Below are 14,551 nucleotides of genomic sequence, written 5' to 3' on the forward strand. Positions count from 1 at the left end.
GCAGCCTAGCCCGGTGACGATGCGAGCCGGAACGGCTCGCTGAGGAGGCGGGCAATCAAACCCGGCGCGTACTCAGCCCGCGACGAGGACGATGACACCCGGCGGCTCTGAGCTCAGCGCGGGAATTCGCGGTTCGACGGGCGCGCCCAGGTTCTTGCCGACCGCGTCGGCGGTGGCGCGCTCGTCGTCGGCGTCGGTGTAGTAGACCGTGGTGGACGAGACGTCGGGCACGGCCATGTTGTCGACCTTGGTGACCTTGAATCCGGCGGACGTCAGCTGGTCTCGGGTGCGCGCGGCGACGCCCTCTTTCGAGGAGATGTTGTAGACCTGCACGTCGGCCTGGGCGGCCGCCGGCTTGCTGCTCGTCGACGTGGCGGACGTGGTGGCGGTCGAACTGGGTACCGGCGACGCCGAATCGTCGTCAGAGCTCCCGGAGGTGCCGAGGGCCTGCCAACCGAGCAGCAGGAAAATGACGCCGAGGAACAACAGCACCATCACCATCGCCCGGAGGGGCAGCCCAGTGGAGTCGGGAACTCGTTCTTTCATCGAGCCCTACTGTAACGAGTCAGGTCACCTCGAAGCCGAGACGCCGCGCCGCACGTGCCTTCTGCCTGCTGGCGCGCAGCCGGCGCAGCCGTTTCACCAGCATCGGGTCGGCCGCCAGCGCCTCAGGCCGGTCCACGAGCGCGTTGAGCACCTGGTAGTACCGCGTCGCCGACATCGAGAACAACTCCTTGATGGCGTCTTCCTTCACACCGGCGAACTTCCACCACTGGCGTTCGAAGGCCAGGATGTCGTGCTCGCGGCGGGTAAGGCCATCGGCGATCTCAGAATCGTCCCCCGATCGATTTGCCCGCGCCATGGCGCTGTCCATATTGATTCCCCTGGACCCTTTCGGCGAATTCCGAACTGCTCGAATGACTTGACTTAGCTAAGCGCGTCTTTCGGCGAATATTGAAACACGCCCCAAACCCTCAAGCCGTCATCCAGACCCGCGAGTCGGCCGATTGACCGAATTGCCCACCCCCGAAGATCGGCGGCTGAACAGCCCACGGGCGTGCGGTAGCTTAGCCGACCATGGCAGTCGTTCCGATCCGCATTGTGGGAGATCCCGTCCTGCATACCCCGACGAAACCGGTGCCCGTCGCTGCCGACGGTTCGCTGCCCGCGGAGCTGTCCGCGTTGATCGCCGACCTGTACGACACCATGGACGCCGCGCACGGGGTGGGGCTGGCGGCCAACCAGATCGGGGTCGGCTTGCGGGTCTTCGTCTACGACTGCGCCGACGAACGAGGGCGCACCGAGCGCCGGCGCGGCGTCGTCGTCAACCCGGTCCTGGAAACCTCCGAAGTACCCGAGACCATGCCCGACCCGGATAACGACGACGAGGGCTGCCTGTCCGTCCCCGGCGAGTCCTTTCCCACCGGCCGGGCCAAGTGGGCCCGGGTCACCGGGCTCGACGCCGACGGCAGCCCGGTCACCCTCGAGGGCAACGACCTGTTCGCCCGGATGCTGCAACACGAGACCGGGCACCTGGACGGGTTCCTGTACCTGGACCGCCTCGTCGGCCGGCACGCCCGCAGCGCGAAACGGGCCGTCAAATCCCACAACTGGGGCGTTCCCGGCCTCTCCTGGATGCCCGGCGAGGGACCGGACCCGTTCGGCCACTGATGATCTCGTGGCCGGCCCTGGGTACCCGGGTGATGGTTCGTTACCGGCGCGCGCAGGGGTCGGTGCCGCCGTTGACCGACGCGGTGGGACACCTGCTGGCGGTCGACCCGGTGGTGCGGCTGCGGACGAAAACGGGTGCGGTCGTCGAATGTTCGCCCGCCGATGTGGTCATGCTGCGGGTGCTGACCTTCGCCCCGGTGCGCACCTCGGATATCCGGGCGCTCGAGCACGCGGCGGCCATGGCCTGGCCCGGCGTCGAGCACGCCTGGCTTCAGGGGTGGCTGCTGCGGGCAGGCCCCCCAACCGGCAAGGGCACCGAACTCACCGCCAATTCGGCGGTGCCGCTGGACCTTTCGGCCCGCCTGAGTTCCGTGCCCGCGATCGTGGACTGGTATGAGCGCCGCGGCCTGTCACCGCGACTGGCCATACCCGATCGCCTGTTGTCGGTGCCGACCGGTTCGACGGGTGAGCAGCCCGAGAGCGTCCTGGTGCGCGACGTGTCCGACCTGGCGGCGCGCGAACCCGACGCGTCCGTCGCCCTGTCGGCGCGCCCGGACGACGCCTGGCTGCGGGCATACGGGCGCGACGTCGACGTCGACGTGCTCACCGCGATCAGCGACGGCGAACTCATGTTCGGGACCCTGGACGGCGCGGCGGTCGCGCGTGCCGCGATGACCGATGCGCCCGACGGCGCGCGCTGGGTCGGGCTGTCGGCGATCCGCGGCGACGACGACCGGGCCGCAACGGCCGTGTGCGAAGCGCTGCTGGTGTGGGGCGCCGGTCGCGGCGCGACGCGCGGCTACGTCGCCGTCCCCGACGCCGAGGCCGACACCGGGTGGCTGGGTTTCCGGTTGCACCATCACCGCCGCTACTTCCCGGTCCGACGGGGCACCTGAGATACCGTCTGATCCCATGCCCGATGCGGTTGATGACGGCGACCTGGTCGATGGCGGCGACCCGCTGCGCCCGGCTTCGCCGCCCTTGCGATCGCCGCGCCTGCGGCTTGCCACCTGGAACGTGAATTCGATCCGCTCCCGCCTGCCCCGCGTCGTCGACTGGCTGGCCCGCGCCGACGTCGACGTGCTGGCCATGCAGGAGACCAAATGCTCCGACAGCCAGTTCCCGACCCTGCCGTTCTTCGAACTCGGCTACGAGGTCGCCCATGTCGGTTTCAACCAGTGGAACGGCGTGGCGATCGTCTCACGCGTCGGCCTCGACGACGTGCAGATCGGATTCGACGGCCAGCCGACCTGGAGCGGCAAGCCGGAGGTCGCCGCCGTCGCGGAGGCCCGCGCCCTCGCCGCCACCTGCGGCGGCGTGCGGCTGTGGAGCCTCTACGTTCCCAACGGCCGCGCGCTGGGCGATCCCCACTACGCCTATAAGCTCGATTGGCTTGCTGCCCTGCGTGATTCGGCGCAACGGTGGCTACGCGACGATCCCGCCGCCGCGATCGCGCTGGCCGGCGACTGGAATATCGCCCCGCAGGACGACGACGTGTGGAGCATGGAGTTCTATGCCGGCGCCACCCACGTCTCCGCGCCGGAGCGCCGCGCGTTCAACGCCATCGTCGAGGCGCAATTCACCGACGTCGTACGGCCTTTCGCGCCGGGGCCCGGCGTCTACACGTATTGGGACTACACCCGGCTACGATTCCCGAAGCGGCAGGGCATGCGCATCGACTTCATCCTGGGCTCACCGGCATTGGCGAGTCGCGTGACCGACGCGCGGATCGACCGCGAGGAACGCAAGGGAAAAGCCGCGAGCGATCACGCGCCCGTGCTCGTCGATGTGCGCGTCGACTGACGCTGCGACCCGGCGTAGGCTAACTGGCAGCGCAATTCCGTAGATCCCCTCTACTGTGCGATCCACGGTATACATGAAAACAGCGAACGCGAATTGCATGAATACGAAATTGGGCCAGGGAGTCAACATGGGTGTCGTCGACGGAGCGGTTCGCAGCGTGGGGCGAACACTGAATCGTGCGGCATCGGTCACCACCTCCACCGCCGGCGCGGTCGGCGGCGCGGCGGTGAACGGTGTCGTCGGCGGCATCAAGGGCGCCGCGGACGGCATTCAGCAGGGCATCAGCAAGGGCAGCAAATCGACGACGGCCGCCGCGGTGGGCCTGGGAGCGCTCGGCGCCATCGGCCTGATCGAGTGGCCGGTGCTGCTGGCGGTCGGCGGCGGCGCGCTGGTGTTGCAGCGCATCGCCCGCCAACAGAAGGAGTCGGCCCCGCCGGCCAGGGCAAAGCTGACGACGGTGCCGACCAAGCCCGAACCCGCGCCCCAGACGCAAAAATCGCCGCCGCAAAAGGCCCCCACCAAACGGGCGGCCGCCAGAAAACCGGCCAAGAAGGCCACCGGCCGCCGCGCCGGCAGCGCCACGCTGCGCAGCACCAACTGACACGGAATCCTTACTGAACTCTTGAGTATCACAATGTCTCTGCGACGGTCGTTGCCGTCGCGAATGATTTCTGCGGGCCTACAGGCGACAACCGGACTGGCGCGAGCCGGCATCGAAACCGGTATCGAAGTCGCGACGATCCCCTTGCGCGAGGGAGCCAAGGTGCTCTCCGGCGAACTCTCCCGCGCCACGTTGCGCCGGCATTGCTGGCGCGGCAACGGCCGCGCGTGGATCGAAGTGCGCGGCCTGTCCGGCGCGCCCGACGGCCGACTCGGCCCGGCCGTGCTCGAGGCGATCCTGGCCCATCCCGGCGTGGCTTCAGCAAAGCTGAATCATCCCCTGTCGCGGGTGGTCGTGGACCTCGACGACCCGGACACTTCGCTGAGCGACCTCTGCCGCATCGTCGAGGAATCCGAAAACCGTTGTGCGCCAACATACGACGCCGACCAAACCGTGACAACGTCGGCGAGCCTGCCAGGCGACGGCCTGGTGCTGGCGACCAGGGCGCTCACCGTGGCCGCCAATGCCGCCGGGTTGGGCGTGGCGCTCTTCGGCCGGGCGACGCGGTTGCCCCGGCTGCCGGTCACCATCGCCGCGAGCATCACGTTCTTCGACTATCAGCCCTGGCTGCGCCGCCGGCTCGAAGACCGGATCGGCGGCCCCGCCACCGACACCGTGATGACGCTGGTTCAGGCGACCAGTCAGACGCTTTCCCAGTCGCCGACGTCGCTGTCGCTGGGGCTGACGATGCAGTCGCTGAAGGTCGCCGAGTGCCGTGCCGAGGCGCGAGCGTGGGAGCAGCATGAACCCGAGCTGGCGCGCCACGCCGACCAACCGCTGACCCCCCGGTCGCCGCGGCCGCAGCCGTCGAGGGGCATGGAACGTGCTCCCAATCGTTTCGCCCTCCTCCAGGCGCTCAGCGCCGGCGCGATCGGCGCCGGCACCCGCAACCTGAACATGGCCGCCACCGCGGTGCAGGTGACCACCCCCAAAGCCAACCGGACCACCCCCGAGGCGTTCGCGGCGACGCTGGGCCGCGGCCTGGCCGAGCGACACTCGGTGTTGCCGTTGCGGCCGGAAAGCCTGCGCCGGCTGAACAAGGTCGACACGATCGTCATCGACCCCCGCGTGTTGTGTACCGACACGTTGCGGGTGGCCCGCATCCGCGGCGCGGACGACAGCGAGCTGCCCGCGGCGTGGAGTCGCGCCCAGCTCATGCTGGAGAACAGCGGCCTGCGCCCCGGCTGGCGCAAGGTGCCCGGGATTTCGGGCAGGCGGCCCGACGCGCCGGTCGAGGCGTTGTTCCTGCCCGCCCACGATCCGCTGGCCTCAGCCGTGGTCGGCGAGGCCAACCGCGCCGGGGCGCAACTGGTGTCGGTCGACCACGAGTCGCTCGACGAGTTGCGACCGGCGTTCGACGACGTCCGGCCGCTGAAGAGCGGGACCGACAAATCCATCGACGACGCGCTGGCCGCCGCGGTGGGCGACCTGCAGGAGGCCGGCCGCACGGTGGCCGTGCTGTCATCGTCTGCGGCACAAGCCATTTCGTTGGCACACCTGGCGCTGGGCGTGCTGCCCGCGCGCGGCGGCGCCCCGCTGTGGAACGCCGATCTGCTGTTGCCGGACCTGGCGGCCGTCTGGCGGGTGGTGCACGCGCTGCCCGCGGCCAACGCCGCGATCCAGCGCGGCATCGGGATTTCGGCGGGCGCGACCGCGATGGGGTCGCTGTTCATGATCCCGGGTGTGCGGGGCAACCTCGGATCCGAAACGGTGAACGTCGGCGCGGCGGCCGGTCTGCTCTCGGGGTATCTGCTCGCCCGCGGGGTCCTGGGCGCGGACACCCCGCGGCCGGCGGCCACGCACGAATGGCATGCGATGTCGGTCGAGCAGGTCCGAAACACCTTGCCCGCGCAGGATTCCGCGCCGCCCGTCCCGACGGAGCGAGACACCCCCGCCGCCCTGCGGCTGGCGGAGACGCCCGCGCAGGCGGTCTGGCAGCTCGCCAAGGCGGTGCGCGCCGAATTGTCCGACCCGCTGACGCCGGTGATGGCGCTCGGCTCGGCGGCCAGCGCGGTGCTCGGCTCGCCGGTCGATGCGATGTTGGTCGGGACCGTGTTGACCGGAAACTCGATACTGGCCGCCGCGCAGCGGCTGCGCGCCGAGAAGCGGTTGAGTTACCTACTGGCCCAACAGACTCCGCCCGCCCGAAAGGTCGTCACCGGCCCGGACGGCGCGCGGACGTACACGCTCGTCGACGCCGCGCGACTGCGGCCCGGCGACGTCATCGAGGTGCGCACCCATGAGGTGGTGCCCGCCGACGCCCGCGTCATCGAAGAGGTCGACGTCGAGGTCGACGAGTCGAGCCTCACCGGCGAATCGCTGTCGGTGGAAAAGCAGGTCGAGGCGACGCCCGGGGCGCCGCTCGCCGAGCGGCGCTGCATGGTGTTCGCCGGGACCACCGTGGTGGCGGGCACCGCGGTGGCGCTGGTGACCGCGGTCGGGCCCGACACCCAGCAGCGCCGCGCCGCCGACCTCATCTCGGGCGAGCTGTCCTCCGACATCGGCCTGCAGCACCAACTCGGCCAGCTCACCACCAAGGCACTTCCGGTGAGCATCACCGGCGGCGCGCTGGTCGGTGCGCTCGGGCTGTTGCGCCGCCTCCCCCTGCAGCACGCGGTGGGCAGCGCCATCGCCATCGCGGTCGCCGCGGTTCCCGAGGGAATGCCGCTGGTGGCCACGCTGGCCCAGGCGTCGTCGGCGCGACGGCTGACGAAATTCGGTGCGCTGGTGCGGGTTCCGCGCTCGGTGGAGGCGCTCGGCCGCATCGAGGTGGTGTGCTTCGACAAGACCGGGACGCTCAGCGAAAACCGCCTCCGCGTCTCGCAGGTCCATCCCGCGGCCGGGTACTCGCGCGAGGAGGTGCTGCGCTGCGCCGTGCACGCCGCACCGGTGACGAACGGCGCCACCCAGGTGCACGCCACCGATGTCGCCATCGTCGAGGCCGGTGCGGACGTCGACGGCTCGCCGTCCACACCGCCGACCGCGCACCTGCCGTTCCGCTCCGGCAGGTCGTTCTCCGCCTCGGTGACCGGCACCGAGCTGACCGTCAAGGGCGCGCCCGAAGTGGTCCTGGCCGCCTGCGGGGAGAGCGGCGCGATGGAAGGCACGGTCGCCGAACTCGCCGCCGGCGGCCTGCGCGTCATCGCGGTGGCGCGCCGCGAGCTGACCGCCCAACAGGCCCGGGCGATCGCGGAAAACCCCGATGACATCGCCGAGTACTGCACCAGCGGGCTGACGTTGACCGGCTTCCTCGGCCTGTCCGACACCCCGCGCGCCGAGGCCGCGAAATTGCTCGCCGACCTCGGCGGCCTCGGGGTGGGCGTGAAGCTGATCACCGGTGACCATCCGATCACCGCCAAGGCCATCGCCGCCGAGCTGGGGCTCAACGTGACCGCCGATCAGGTCATCAGCGGCGCCGAATGGGAGGCCTTGTCGCGCAAGGACCAGGAGCGCGTCGCGGCGGAGCGGGTGATCTTCGCCCGCATGACGCCGGAGAACAAGGTTCAGGTTGTCCAAGCGCTCGAGAACGCGGACGTGCGGACGGCGATGGTCGGCGACGGGGCCAACGACGCGGCCGCCATCCGGGCCGCCACGGTCGGCATCGGCGTGGTCGCCCATGGCAGCGATCCGGCGCACCTGGTCGCCGACGTGGTGCTGGTCGACGGCCGGATCGACGCGCTCATGGAGGCCATCCGGGAAGGCCACCAGCTGTGGCGGCGGGTGCAGGCGGCGGTGTCGGTGCTGCTCGGCGGCAACGCCGGCGAGGTGATCTTCGCGATCATCGGCAGCGCGATCACCGGCACGTCGCCCCTGAACACGCGCCAGCTGCTGCTGGTCAACACGATGACCGACGCGCTGCCGGCCGCCGCGCTCGCGGTCAGTAAGCCCAGCGGCCCGATCGACCCGCGGTTGCGCGGCGCGGATCAGGCCGCGTTGTGGCAGGCGGTCGCCATTCGCGGCGTCACCACGGCGGCGGCGACGACGGCCGCGTGGGCGATGGCGGGCCTGACCGGTCCGCTGAGTAGTCCGCAACGCGCCTCGACCGTCGCGCTGGTCGCGCTGGTGGGGACCGAACTGGGCCAGACGCTGGTCGAGTCTCAGGCCCCGCTGGTGGTGCTCACCGCGCTCGGTTCGCTCGGGCTGGTGGGGGTCCTGATCAGCACGCCGGGCGTCAGCCAGCTGCTCGGGTGTACGCCGCTCGGACCGTTCGGCTGGGCCCAGGGCCTGGGCGCCGCCGCGGTGGCGACGGTCGCGACCGGCGTGCTGTCGCGTGCGCTGACGGGTCCGGACAAATCAGACCCCGAGCCGCCGGCGGATCTCGCCGAGCCTCCCGCTCAGGGTTTCGAATCTCGACCACCCCGACGCGCCACAACAGCGCATAGAGTTCCAGTAACGGCACCCTGAGCACCGAAGCAATCGACGAAACTAGCGGATCGCCCCCGGTGTCGGTCATCGTCGACATAGGTCCGACGTTGTACGCGCGAACCGGCGAGGCGGGAAACCCTTCGTTACTGAAAGGCAAATGATGGCGGAAAAGAAGTCGCGGCGCGAGACGTCCCAGCGCGATGCGGTGGACAAGATCCGCGAGGGCGAAACCTTTGTGGTGAACCTGCCGGCGATCGGCCAGGTGGAGATCCCCCGGCCCGAGCAGCTGGCCTACTTCGGGGGGCTGGCCGCCCTGGCGGCCCTCGAACTCATCGACTGGCCGGTGGCCGTGGTGATCGCCGCCGGACACCTGCTGGCGAGCAATCACCACAACAAGCTCCTCGAGGAGCTCGGCGAGGCGATGGAGGAGGTCTAGCCTCGTAACGCCGCCGACAAGTTCGTGCCTTTCGCCGACGTCGAGATCCTAGTCAGCGGGCTCGGGCGAAATCCTTTCGTGCACGGTCAGCAGCAAATGATCGAACTGGCTTTGCATCGCGCCCGGCGGCGCCGGCAGGGTGGCCATCTCGTCGAGCAGCTGCTTGGCCAGCGCACGCAGTTTCACGTTGGTGTCTTGCGAGCGCCACTGCAGCACGCGGAAGGCCTGTTGCGCGCTGATCCGGTAGACGGACATCAGCACGCCTTTGGCCTGTTCGATGGCCGCGCGGCTCTCGACCAGATCCGGCAGCGCCTCGTCGAGCACCTCTTGCCGGGCCTCGTCGAGCGTGTCGGTGAGGTCGATGTAATAGCCCTCGGTGCCCAGCACGGCGCCCGACTCGTCCACCATGCGGTCGGCGACGACGATCGCGTCGTGCACCGTGCCCGCGGTGTCGAGGAATCGGTGCCGGCTCGAGAACGACCCTTCCGACCGCAGGGCGTAGTCCAGCAACTCCTGGACATGCGCGCGGTCCTCGGGATGCTTGTGCGACAACAACAGTTGAGTCGTCGGCTCCACGTCCTGCGGTTCATAGCCGTGCATGCGGGCCACCTCGTCGGACCATTCCCAGCGTTGGCCCACGAACCAGAACCGGAAGGTGCCGATATTCAGGTATTCGCCCGGCCCACCGGATCGCGCGCCCTCGCCGTTGGTGGACGGCTCTCCAGCTTGCACGTTTGCATCCTTCCACTCGGGGACGTCCTCGGCTACCGCCCCGGAAGAAGGGCCGTCGCCCTGCCATGCGGTCCGGGGTGGGGGTAACGTCGCGTGCGGACCCATCCATCAACGCGGGAGCGCATGCCGAGTGCGCTGAGAGGACGGCTCGGGGCCGTCGACCGTACGAACCTGACCGGGTAATGCCGGCGTAGGGAGATGAAAAATGACCGAGACCCTATCGGGAACCGCTGCACCGTCCGTGACCACCGGCCCGATTGCGGGCAGCCACAAGATCTATCGCGATGTGGCCGGCGGACGGGTTCCGTTCCGCCGGGTGGACCTGTCCAATGGCGATCACTTCGATCTTTACGACACTTCGGGCCCCTACACCGATCCGGACGCGACGATCGACCTGACGGCCGGGCTGCCGGCGCGGCCGGGGGTGGTGCGCGATCGCGGCACCCAGTCGCAGCGCGCCCGTGCGGGCGAGATCACCGCGGAGATGGCGTTCATCGCCGCGCGCGAGGGCATGCCCGCCGAGTTGGTGCGCGACGAGGTCGCCCGAGGGCGCGCGGTGATCCCGGCCAACCACAACCACCCCGAGATCGAGCCGATGATCATCGGCAAGGCGTTTGCGACCAAGGTCAACGCGAACATCGGCAACTCGGCGGTGACGTCGTCGATCGCCGAGGAGGTCGACAAGATGGTGTGGGCGACCCGGTGGGGCGCGGACACCATCATGGACCTGTCCACCGGCAAGAACATCCACGAAACCCGCGAGTGGATCATGCGCAACTCGCCGGTGCCCGTCGGCACCGTGCCGATCTACCAGGCGCTGGAAAAGGTCAAGGGCGACCCGACCGAGCTGACGTGGGAGATCTACCGCGACACCGTGATCGAGCAGTGCGAGCAGGGTGTGGACTACATGACCGTGCACGCCGGTGTGCTGCTGCGCTACGTGCCGCTGACCGCCAAGCGTGTCACCGGCATCGTGTCCCGCGGCGGCTCGATCATGGCGGCATGGTGCCTGGCTCATCACCGGGAATCGTTCCTGTACACCAACTTCGACGAACTCTGCGAGATCTTCGCCCGCTACGACGTCACGTTCTCCCTTGGCGACGGGCTGCGGCCGGGCTCGATCGCCGACGCCAACGACGCCGCGCAGTTCGCCGAGCTGCGCACCCTCGGCGAGCTGACCAAGATCGCGAAATCCCATGGCGTGCAAGTGATGATCGAGGGCCCGGGCCATGTCCCGATGCACAAGATCGTCGAGAACGTGCGGCTGGAAGAGGAGTGGTGCGAGGAGGCCCCGTTCTACACGCTGGGCCCGCTGGCCACCGACATCGCGCCGGCCTACGACCACATCACCTCGGCGATCGGCGCGGCCATCATCGCCCAGGCCGGCACCGCGATGCTGTGCTACGTGACGCCCAAGGAGCACCTGGGCCTGCCGGACCGCAAGGACGTCAAGGACGGGGTGATCGCCTACAAGATCGCCGCGCACGCCGGCGATCTGGCCAAGGGACACCCGCACGCCCAGGAGCGCGACAACGCCCTGAGCACGGCGCGCTTCGAGTTCCGCTGGAACGACCAGTTCGCCCTGTCACTGGATCCCGACACCGCGCGGGAATACCACGACGAGACGCTGCCCGCCGAACCCGCCAAGACCGCGCACTTCTGCTCGATGTGCGGGCCGAAGTTCTGCTCGATGCGCATCACCCAGGACGTCCGCGACTACGCCGCCAAGCACGGCCTGGACAGCGAGGAAGCGATCGAGGCGGCCGTGTCCGAGGGCATGGCGGAGAAGTCTCGCGAGTTCGCGGAGCACGGCAACCGGGTGTATCTGCCGCTGGCACAGCAGTGACCGCAACCGCGGACGCGGCGATCGCAAGCGCGGCGGTGGCGATCGCAAGCGCGGCGAAGCCGGGCGCAGCGGGTCGCCGCCAACTGGCACAGCCGGGCGCAGCGGGTCGCCGCCAACTGGCACAGCCGGGCGCAGCGGGTCGCCACCAACTGGCACAGCCGGGCGCAGCGGGTCGCCACCATCCAGAACAGTGAGTTTCCTGCCGCTGCCCGCGCCGGGCACGACACCCCTGCGGGTGTTGTCGATCGCCGGGTCGGACTCCGGGGGCGGCGCGGGCATCCAAGCCGATATGCGCACCATGGCGCTGTTGGGTGTGCATGCTTGCGTCGCCGTGACCGCGGTGACCGTGCAGAACACCGTGGGAGTCAAGAGCTTTCACGAGATTCCCGATGACGTCGTCGCCGGCCAGATCGAGGCGGTGGTCGGCGACATCGGCATCCAGGCCGCCAAGACCGGGATGCTCGCGTCGCCACGCATCATCGACACCGTCGCCACCGCCTGGCGCCGGCTCGGACTGACCGTCCCGCTCGTCGTCGACCCGGTGGCGGCCTCCATGCACGGCGACGCGCTCATGGCGCCGGCGGCCCTGGATTCGCTTCGGAATCAATTGTTTCCGTTGGCCACGCTGGTGACGCCGAACCTCGACGAGGTAAGGCTGCTGGTGGACATCGACGTCGTGGACCCGGCGTCGCAGCGGGTGGCGGCCAAGGCCCTGCATGCGCTCGGCCCGCGGTGGGTGTTGGTCAAGGGCGGCCACCTGCGCTCGTCGGACCGCAGCTGTGACCTGCTCTATGACGGCACCTCCTATCACGAGTTCGACGCGGAGCGGATCGCGACCGGCAACGACCACGGCGGCGGGGACACACTGGCCAGCGCGGCGGCTTGCGCACTCGCGCACGGCCTCACCGTGCCGGAAGCGGTCGGTTTCGGGAAGCGGTGGGTCACGGAATCTCTGCGTGCCTCCTATCCCCTGGGCCACGGCCACGGCCCCGTCTCGCCGCTGTTTAGGCTGTCATGATGGCTCGCCCCCTCGATCAGATCGCGGGCATCGCGCACGAACCGGACGATGCAAGTCGCCCAGAAGGGGTCGTGGTTCTGACCCACGGCGCCGGTGGTAACCGGGATTCTCCACTGCTGCAACAGGTTTGCGACGAATGGGCCCAACGGGGCTGGCTGGCGGTGCGCTATAACCTGCCCTACCGGCGCCGGCGCCCCACCGGCCCGCCATCCGGGTCGGCCGCCACCGATCGCGCCGGCATCGTCGAGGCGATCACGATGTGCCGCGACCTCGCCCCCGGGCCGCTGATCGCCGGCGGGCATTCCTACGGCGGCCGGCAGACATCCATGGTGGTTGCCGCCGGCGAGGCCCCGGTGGACGTGCTGACGCTGTTCTCCTACCCGCTGCACCCGCCCGGCAAGCCGGAGCGCCTGCGCACCGAGCATCTGCCTGACATCACGGTGCCGACGGTGTTCACCCACGGAACCTCGGATCCCTTCGGCACGCCCGACGAGCTGCGCACCGCGGCCGCGCTGATCGGCGGAACGACCGCCGTCGTCGAGATCGCCAGCGCCCGACACGATCTGCGGTCCAAGACGCTGAACGTCCCGGCCCTGGCCGTCGATGCCGCGCTACAGCTGCTCGGACGGGAATAGACAGTCCGAACTGGACAGTTTTGACTGTCTAATTTAGAGTGGTGCCGTGGATGGCATCAGCGACTCCGCGGCAGCGGCGGCACGCGATATCCGGGTGGTGTTCAGCCGGCTGCGGCGCCGGCTGAAGGACGTCGCGGTCGACGGTTTGACACCGTCGCAGACGGCGGTGCTCACGCGGCTTTGGAAGGAGGGGCCGTCGTCGGCCAGCGCATTGGCCGGCGCGGAACAGGTGCGTCCCCAGTCGATGGCCACCATCCTGGCCGGATTGGGGCAGCGGGGGCTCATCGAACGCTCCCCGGACCCGAATGATGGTCGGCGACAGGTGGTCTCGCTGACCCCGGCGGGGAGAAAGCGCGCCGAGAGCGACCGTCGGGCCCGGGAGGAATGGCTGGCCCGGACCATCCAGGAGCGCTACACCGAGGCGGAGCGGCGCGTCATCGTCGACGCGCTGTCGCTACTCGAGCGCTTGACCGAACACTGAGAAAGGGGCGTCATCGCAATGGAATTGGGATTGCACTTCATCGACTTTCTACCCGGAGACCCGGCGCGACTGGGCCCGACGCTGGCCGACGCGGCCAAGGCCGCCGAGCAGGGCGGCGCCACGTTGTTCACCCTGGCCGATCACTTCTTCCAAATGGAACAGCTTGGCCCCGCCCAGGACCCGTACCTCGAGGGCTACACGTCGCTGGGGTTCTTGGCCGCCCAGACCGCCACCATCGACCTGACCCTGCTGGTCACCGGGGTCACCTACCGCCACCCGGGCGTGTTGGCCAAAACGGTCACCACCCTGGACGTGTTGTCGCAAGGCCGATCGATGCTGGGGCTGGGTGCGGCCTGGTACGAGCGTGAGCACACCGCGCTGGGCATTCCGTATCCGCCGCTGAGCGCGCGCTTCGAAATGCTCGAGGAGACGTTGCAGATCTGTCGGCAGATGTGGAGTGACGACGACGGCCCGTATGAAGGCGCCCACTATCGCCTGGCCGAGACGATCTGTGTGCCGCAACCGATTCGGCGTCCCCCGATCCTGATCGGCGGGGACGGCGAGAAGAAGACGCTTCGCCTGGTCGCGCAGTATGCCGACATCTGGAACAGCATGTCGAATGACGTCGAGGAGCTCGAGCACAAGATCGACGTGTTGCACCGGCACTGCGACGCGGTGGGCAGGAACCCCGCCGACATTCGCAAGACGTCCGGCGGTCTCGCGACGACGGACCCGTTCGAGAACATCGACGAGTACCTGAAGACCGTGGAACGCTACGCCAGGCTCGGTGTGGACATGATCAATGTCGGCCCGCTGCCGGGCAATCCGGACCCGGTCGGGTTCGTCCGACGCCTGGGTGACGAGGTGATTCCCCGGCTGGCCGAAATAGGCTGATCCGCGGGG

At 69.4% G+C, this 14,551-nt stretch carries 14 protein-coding genes, 1 pseudogene and 1 riboswitch; of the genes and pseudogenes, 11 read left to right on the forward strand and 4 right to left on the reverse strand.

Annotated elements, in window-relative coordinates:
• Positions 1–72: 72 nt before the first annotated feature.
• Both AC0KS4_RS22085 and AC0KS4_RS22090 read right to left on the reverse strand, forming a co-directional pair.
• The gene (locus tag AC0KS4_RS22085) at positions 73–546 is read right to left on the reverse strand and encodes a LytR C-terminal domain-containing protein (protein WP_238956952.1); all 474 of its coding nucleotides are present in this window, start codon (positions 544–546) and stop codon (positions 73–75) included.
• 19 nt (positions 547–565) lie between these two features.
• The gene (locus tag AC0KS4_RS22090; RefSeq protein WP_007768412.1) at positions 566–874 is read right to left on the reverse strand and encodes a DUF3263 domain-containing protein; all 309 of its coding nucleotides are present in this window, start codon (positions 872–874) and stop codon (positions 566–568) included.
• A gap of 203 nt (positions 875–1,077) precedes the next feature.
• On the opposite strand from AC0KS4_RS22090, the gene AC0KS4_RS22095 reads away from it, so the two are divergent.
• The 5 genes from AC0KS4_RS22095 to AC0KS4_RS22115 all read left to right on the forward strand — a co-directional run bounded on the left by AC0KS4_RS22095 (position 1,078) and on the right by AC0KS4_RS22115 (position 8,539).
• On the forward strand, positions 1,078–1,671 hold the full coding sequence (locus tag AC0KS4_RS22095) for a peptide deformylase (RefSeq protein ID WP_238956953.1): 594 nt from the start codon (positions 1,078–1,080) through the stop codon (positions 1,669–1,671).
• Positions 1,671–2,567, forward strand: coding sequence for an N-acetylglutamate synthase, CG3035 family (locus AC0KS4_RS22100; RefSeq protein ID WP_238956954.1), 897 nt, complete (start codon positions 1,671–1,673; stop codon positions 2,565–2,567). The genes AC0KS4_RS22095 and AC0KS4_RS22100 overlap by 1 nt, the downstream gene beginning before the upstream one ends.
• 100 nt (positions 2,568–2,667) lie before the next feature.
• Positions 2,668–3,474, forward strand: coding sequence for an exodeoxyribonuclease III (locus AC0KS4_RS22105; RefSeq protein WP_225328433.1), 807 nt, complete (start codon positions 2,668–2,670; stop codon positions 3,472–3,474).
• A gap of 127 nt (positions 3,475–3,601) precedes the next feature.
• Complete coding sequence (locus tag AC0KS4_RS22110) at positions 3,602–4,075, forward strand: hypothetical protein (protein WP_225328434.1); 474 nt, start codon at positions 3,602–3,604, stop codon at positions 4,073–4,075.
• A 33-nt stretch (positions 4,076–4,108) separates the two neighbouring features.
• On the forward strand, positions 4,109–8,539 hold the full coding sequence (locus tag AC0KS4_RS22115; protein ID WP_238956955.1) for a cation-translocating P-type ATPase: 4,431 nt from the start codon (positions 4,109–4,111) through the stop codon (positions 8,537–8,539).
• Here the strand turns inward: AC0KS4_RS22115 and AC0KS4_RS22120 are convergent.
• Positions 8,520–8,597: pseudogene (locus AC0KS4_RS22120) on the reverse strand (hypothetical protein); the annotation flags it as partial. The gene AC0KS4_RS22115 and the pseudogene AC0KS4_RS22120 sit on opposite strands and share 20 nt — an antisense overlap.
• Before the next feature lie 63 nt (positions 8,598–8,660).
• Between AC0KS4_RS22120 and AC0KS4_RS22125 the strand changes: the two are divergent.
• Positions 8,661–8,936 (forward strand): hypothetical protein, encoded by a 276-nt coding sequence (locus AC0KS4_RS22125; RefSeq protein ID WP_225328419.1) that lies wholly within the window; start codon positions 8,661–8,663, stop codon positions 8,934–8,936.
• 48 nt (positions 8,937–8,984) lie between these two features.
• On the opposite strand, the gene AC0KS4_RS22130 is transcribed toward AC0KS4_RS22125, so the two are convergent.
• Complete coding sequence (locus AC0KS4_RS22130; protein ID WP_238956956.1) at positions 8,985–9,668, reverse strand: PAS and ANTAR domain-containing protein; 684 nt, start codon at positions 9,666–9,668, stop codon at positions 8,985–8,987.
• Between the two features lie 103 nt (positions 9,669–9,771).
• Positions 9,772–9,882: riboswitch (TPP riboswitch) on the forward strand.
• Here AC0KS4_RS22130 and thiC point away from each other — a divergent pair.
• The 5 genes from thiC to AC0KS4_RS22155 all read left to right on the forward strand — a co-directional run bounded on the left by thiC (position 9,874) and on the right by AC0KS4_RS22155 (position 14,542).
• On the forward strand, positions 9,874–11,514 hold the full coding sequence (gene thiC, locus AC0KS4_RS22135) for a phosphomethylpyrimidine synthase ThiC (protein ID WP_238956957.1): 1,641 nt from the start codon (positions 9,874–9,876) through the stop codon (positions 11,512–11,514). It overlaps the preceding riboswitch by 9 nt.
• A gap of 190 nt (positions 11,515–11,704) precedes the next feature.
• The gene (thiD, locus tag AC0KS4_RS22140; RefSeq protein WP_238956958.1) at positions 11,705–12,532 is read left to right on the forward strand and encodes a bifunctional hydroxymethylpyrimidine kinase/phosphomethylpyrimidine kinase; all 828 of its coding nucleotides are present in this window, start codon (positions 11,705–11,707) and stop codon (positions 12,530–12,532) included.
• A complete protein-coding gene (locus tag AC0KS4_RS22145; RefSeq protein WP_238956959.1) occupies positions 12,532–13,167 on the forward strand; it encodes an alpha/beta hydrolase family protein in 636 nt (211 codons plus the stop codon). The genes thiD and AC0KS4_RS22145 overlap by 1 nt, the downstream gene beginning before the upstream one ends.
• A gap of 46 nt (positions 13,168–13,213) precedes the next feature.
• Positions 13,214–13,648 (forward strand): MarR family winged helix-turn-helix transcriptional regulator, encoded by a 435-nt coding sequence (locus AC0KS4_RS22150; protein WP_238956960.1) that lies wholly within the window; start codon positions 13,214–13,216, stop codon positions 13,646–13,648.
• A gap of 18 nt (positions 13,649–13,666) precedes the next feature.
• Positions 13,667–14,542, forward strand: a complete 876-nt coding sequence (locus AC0KS4_RS22155) for an LLM class F420-dependent oxidoreductase (RefSeq protein ID WP_238956961.1) — start codon at positions 13,667–13,669, stop codon at positions 14,540–14,542.
• The last annotated feature ends 9 nt before the right edge of the window (positions 14,543–14,551 follow it).

The sequence above is a fragment of the Mycobacterium sp. NTMscope_MAC_12 genome (assembly GCF_976985675.1).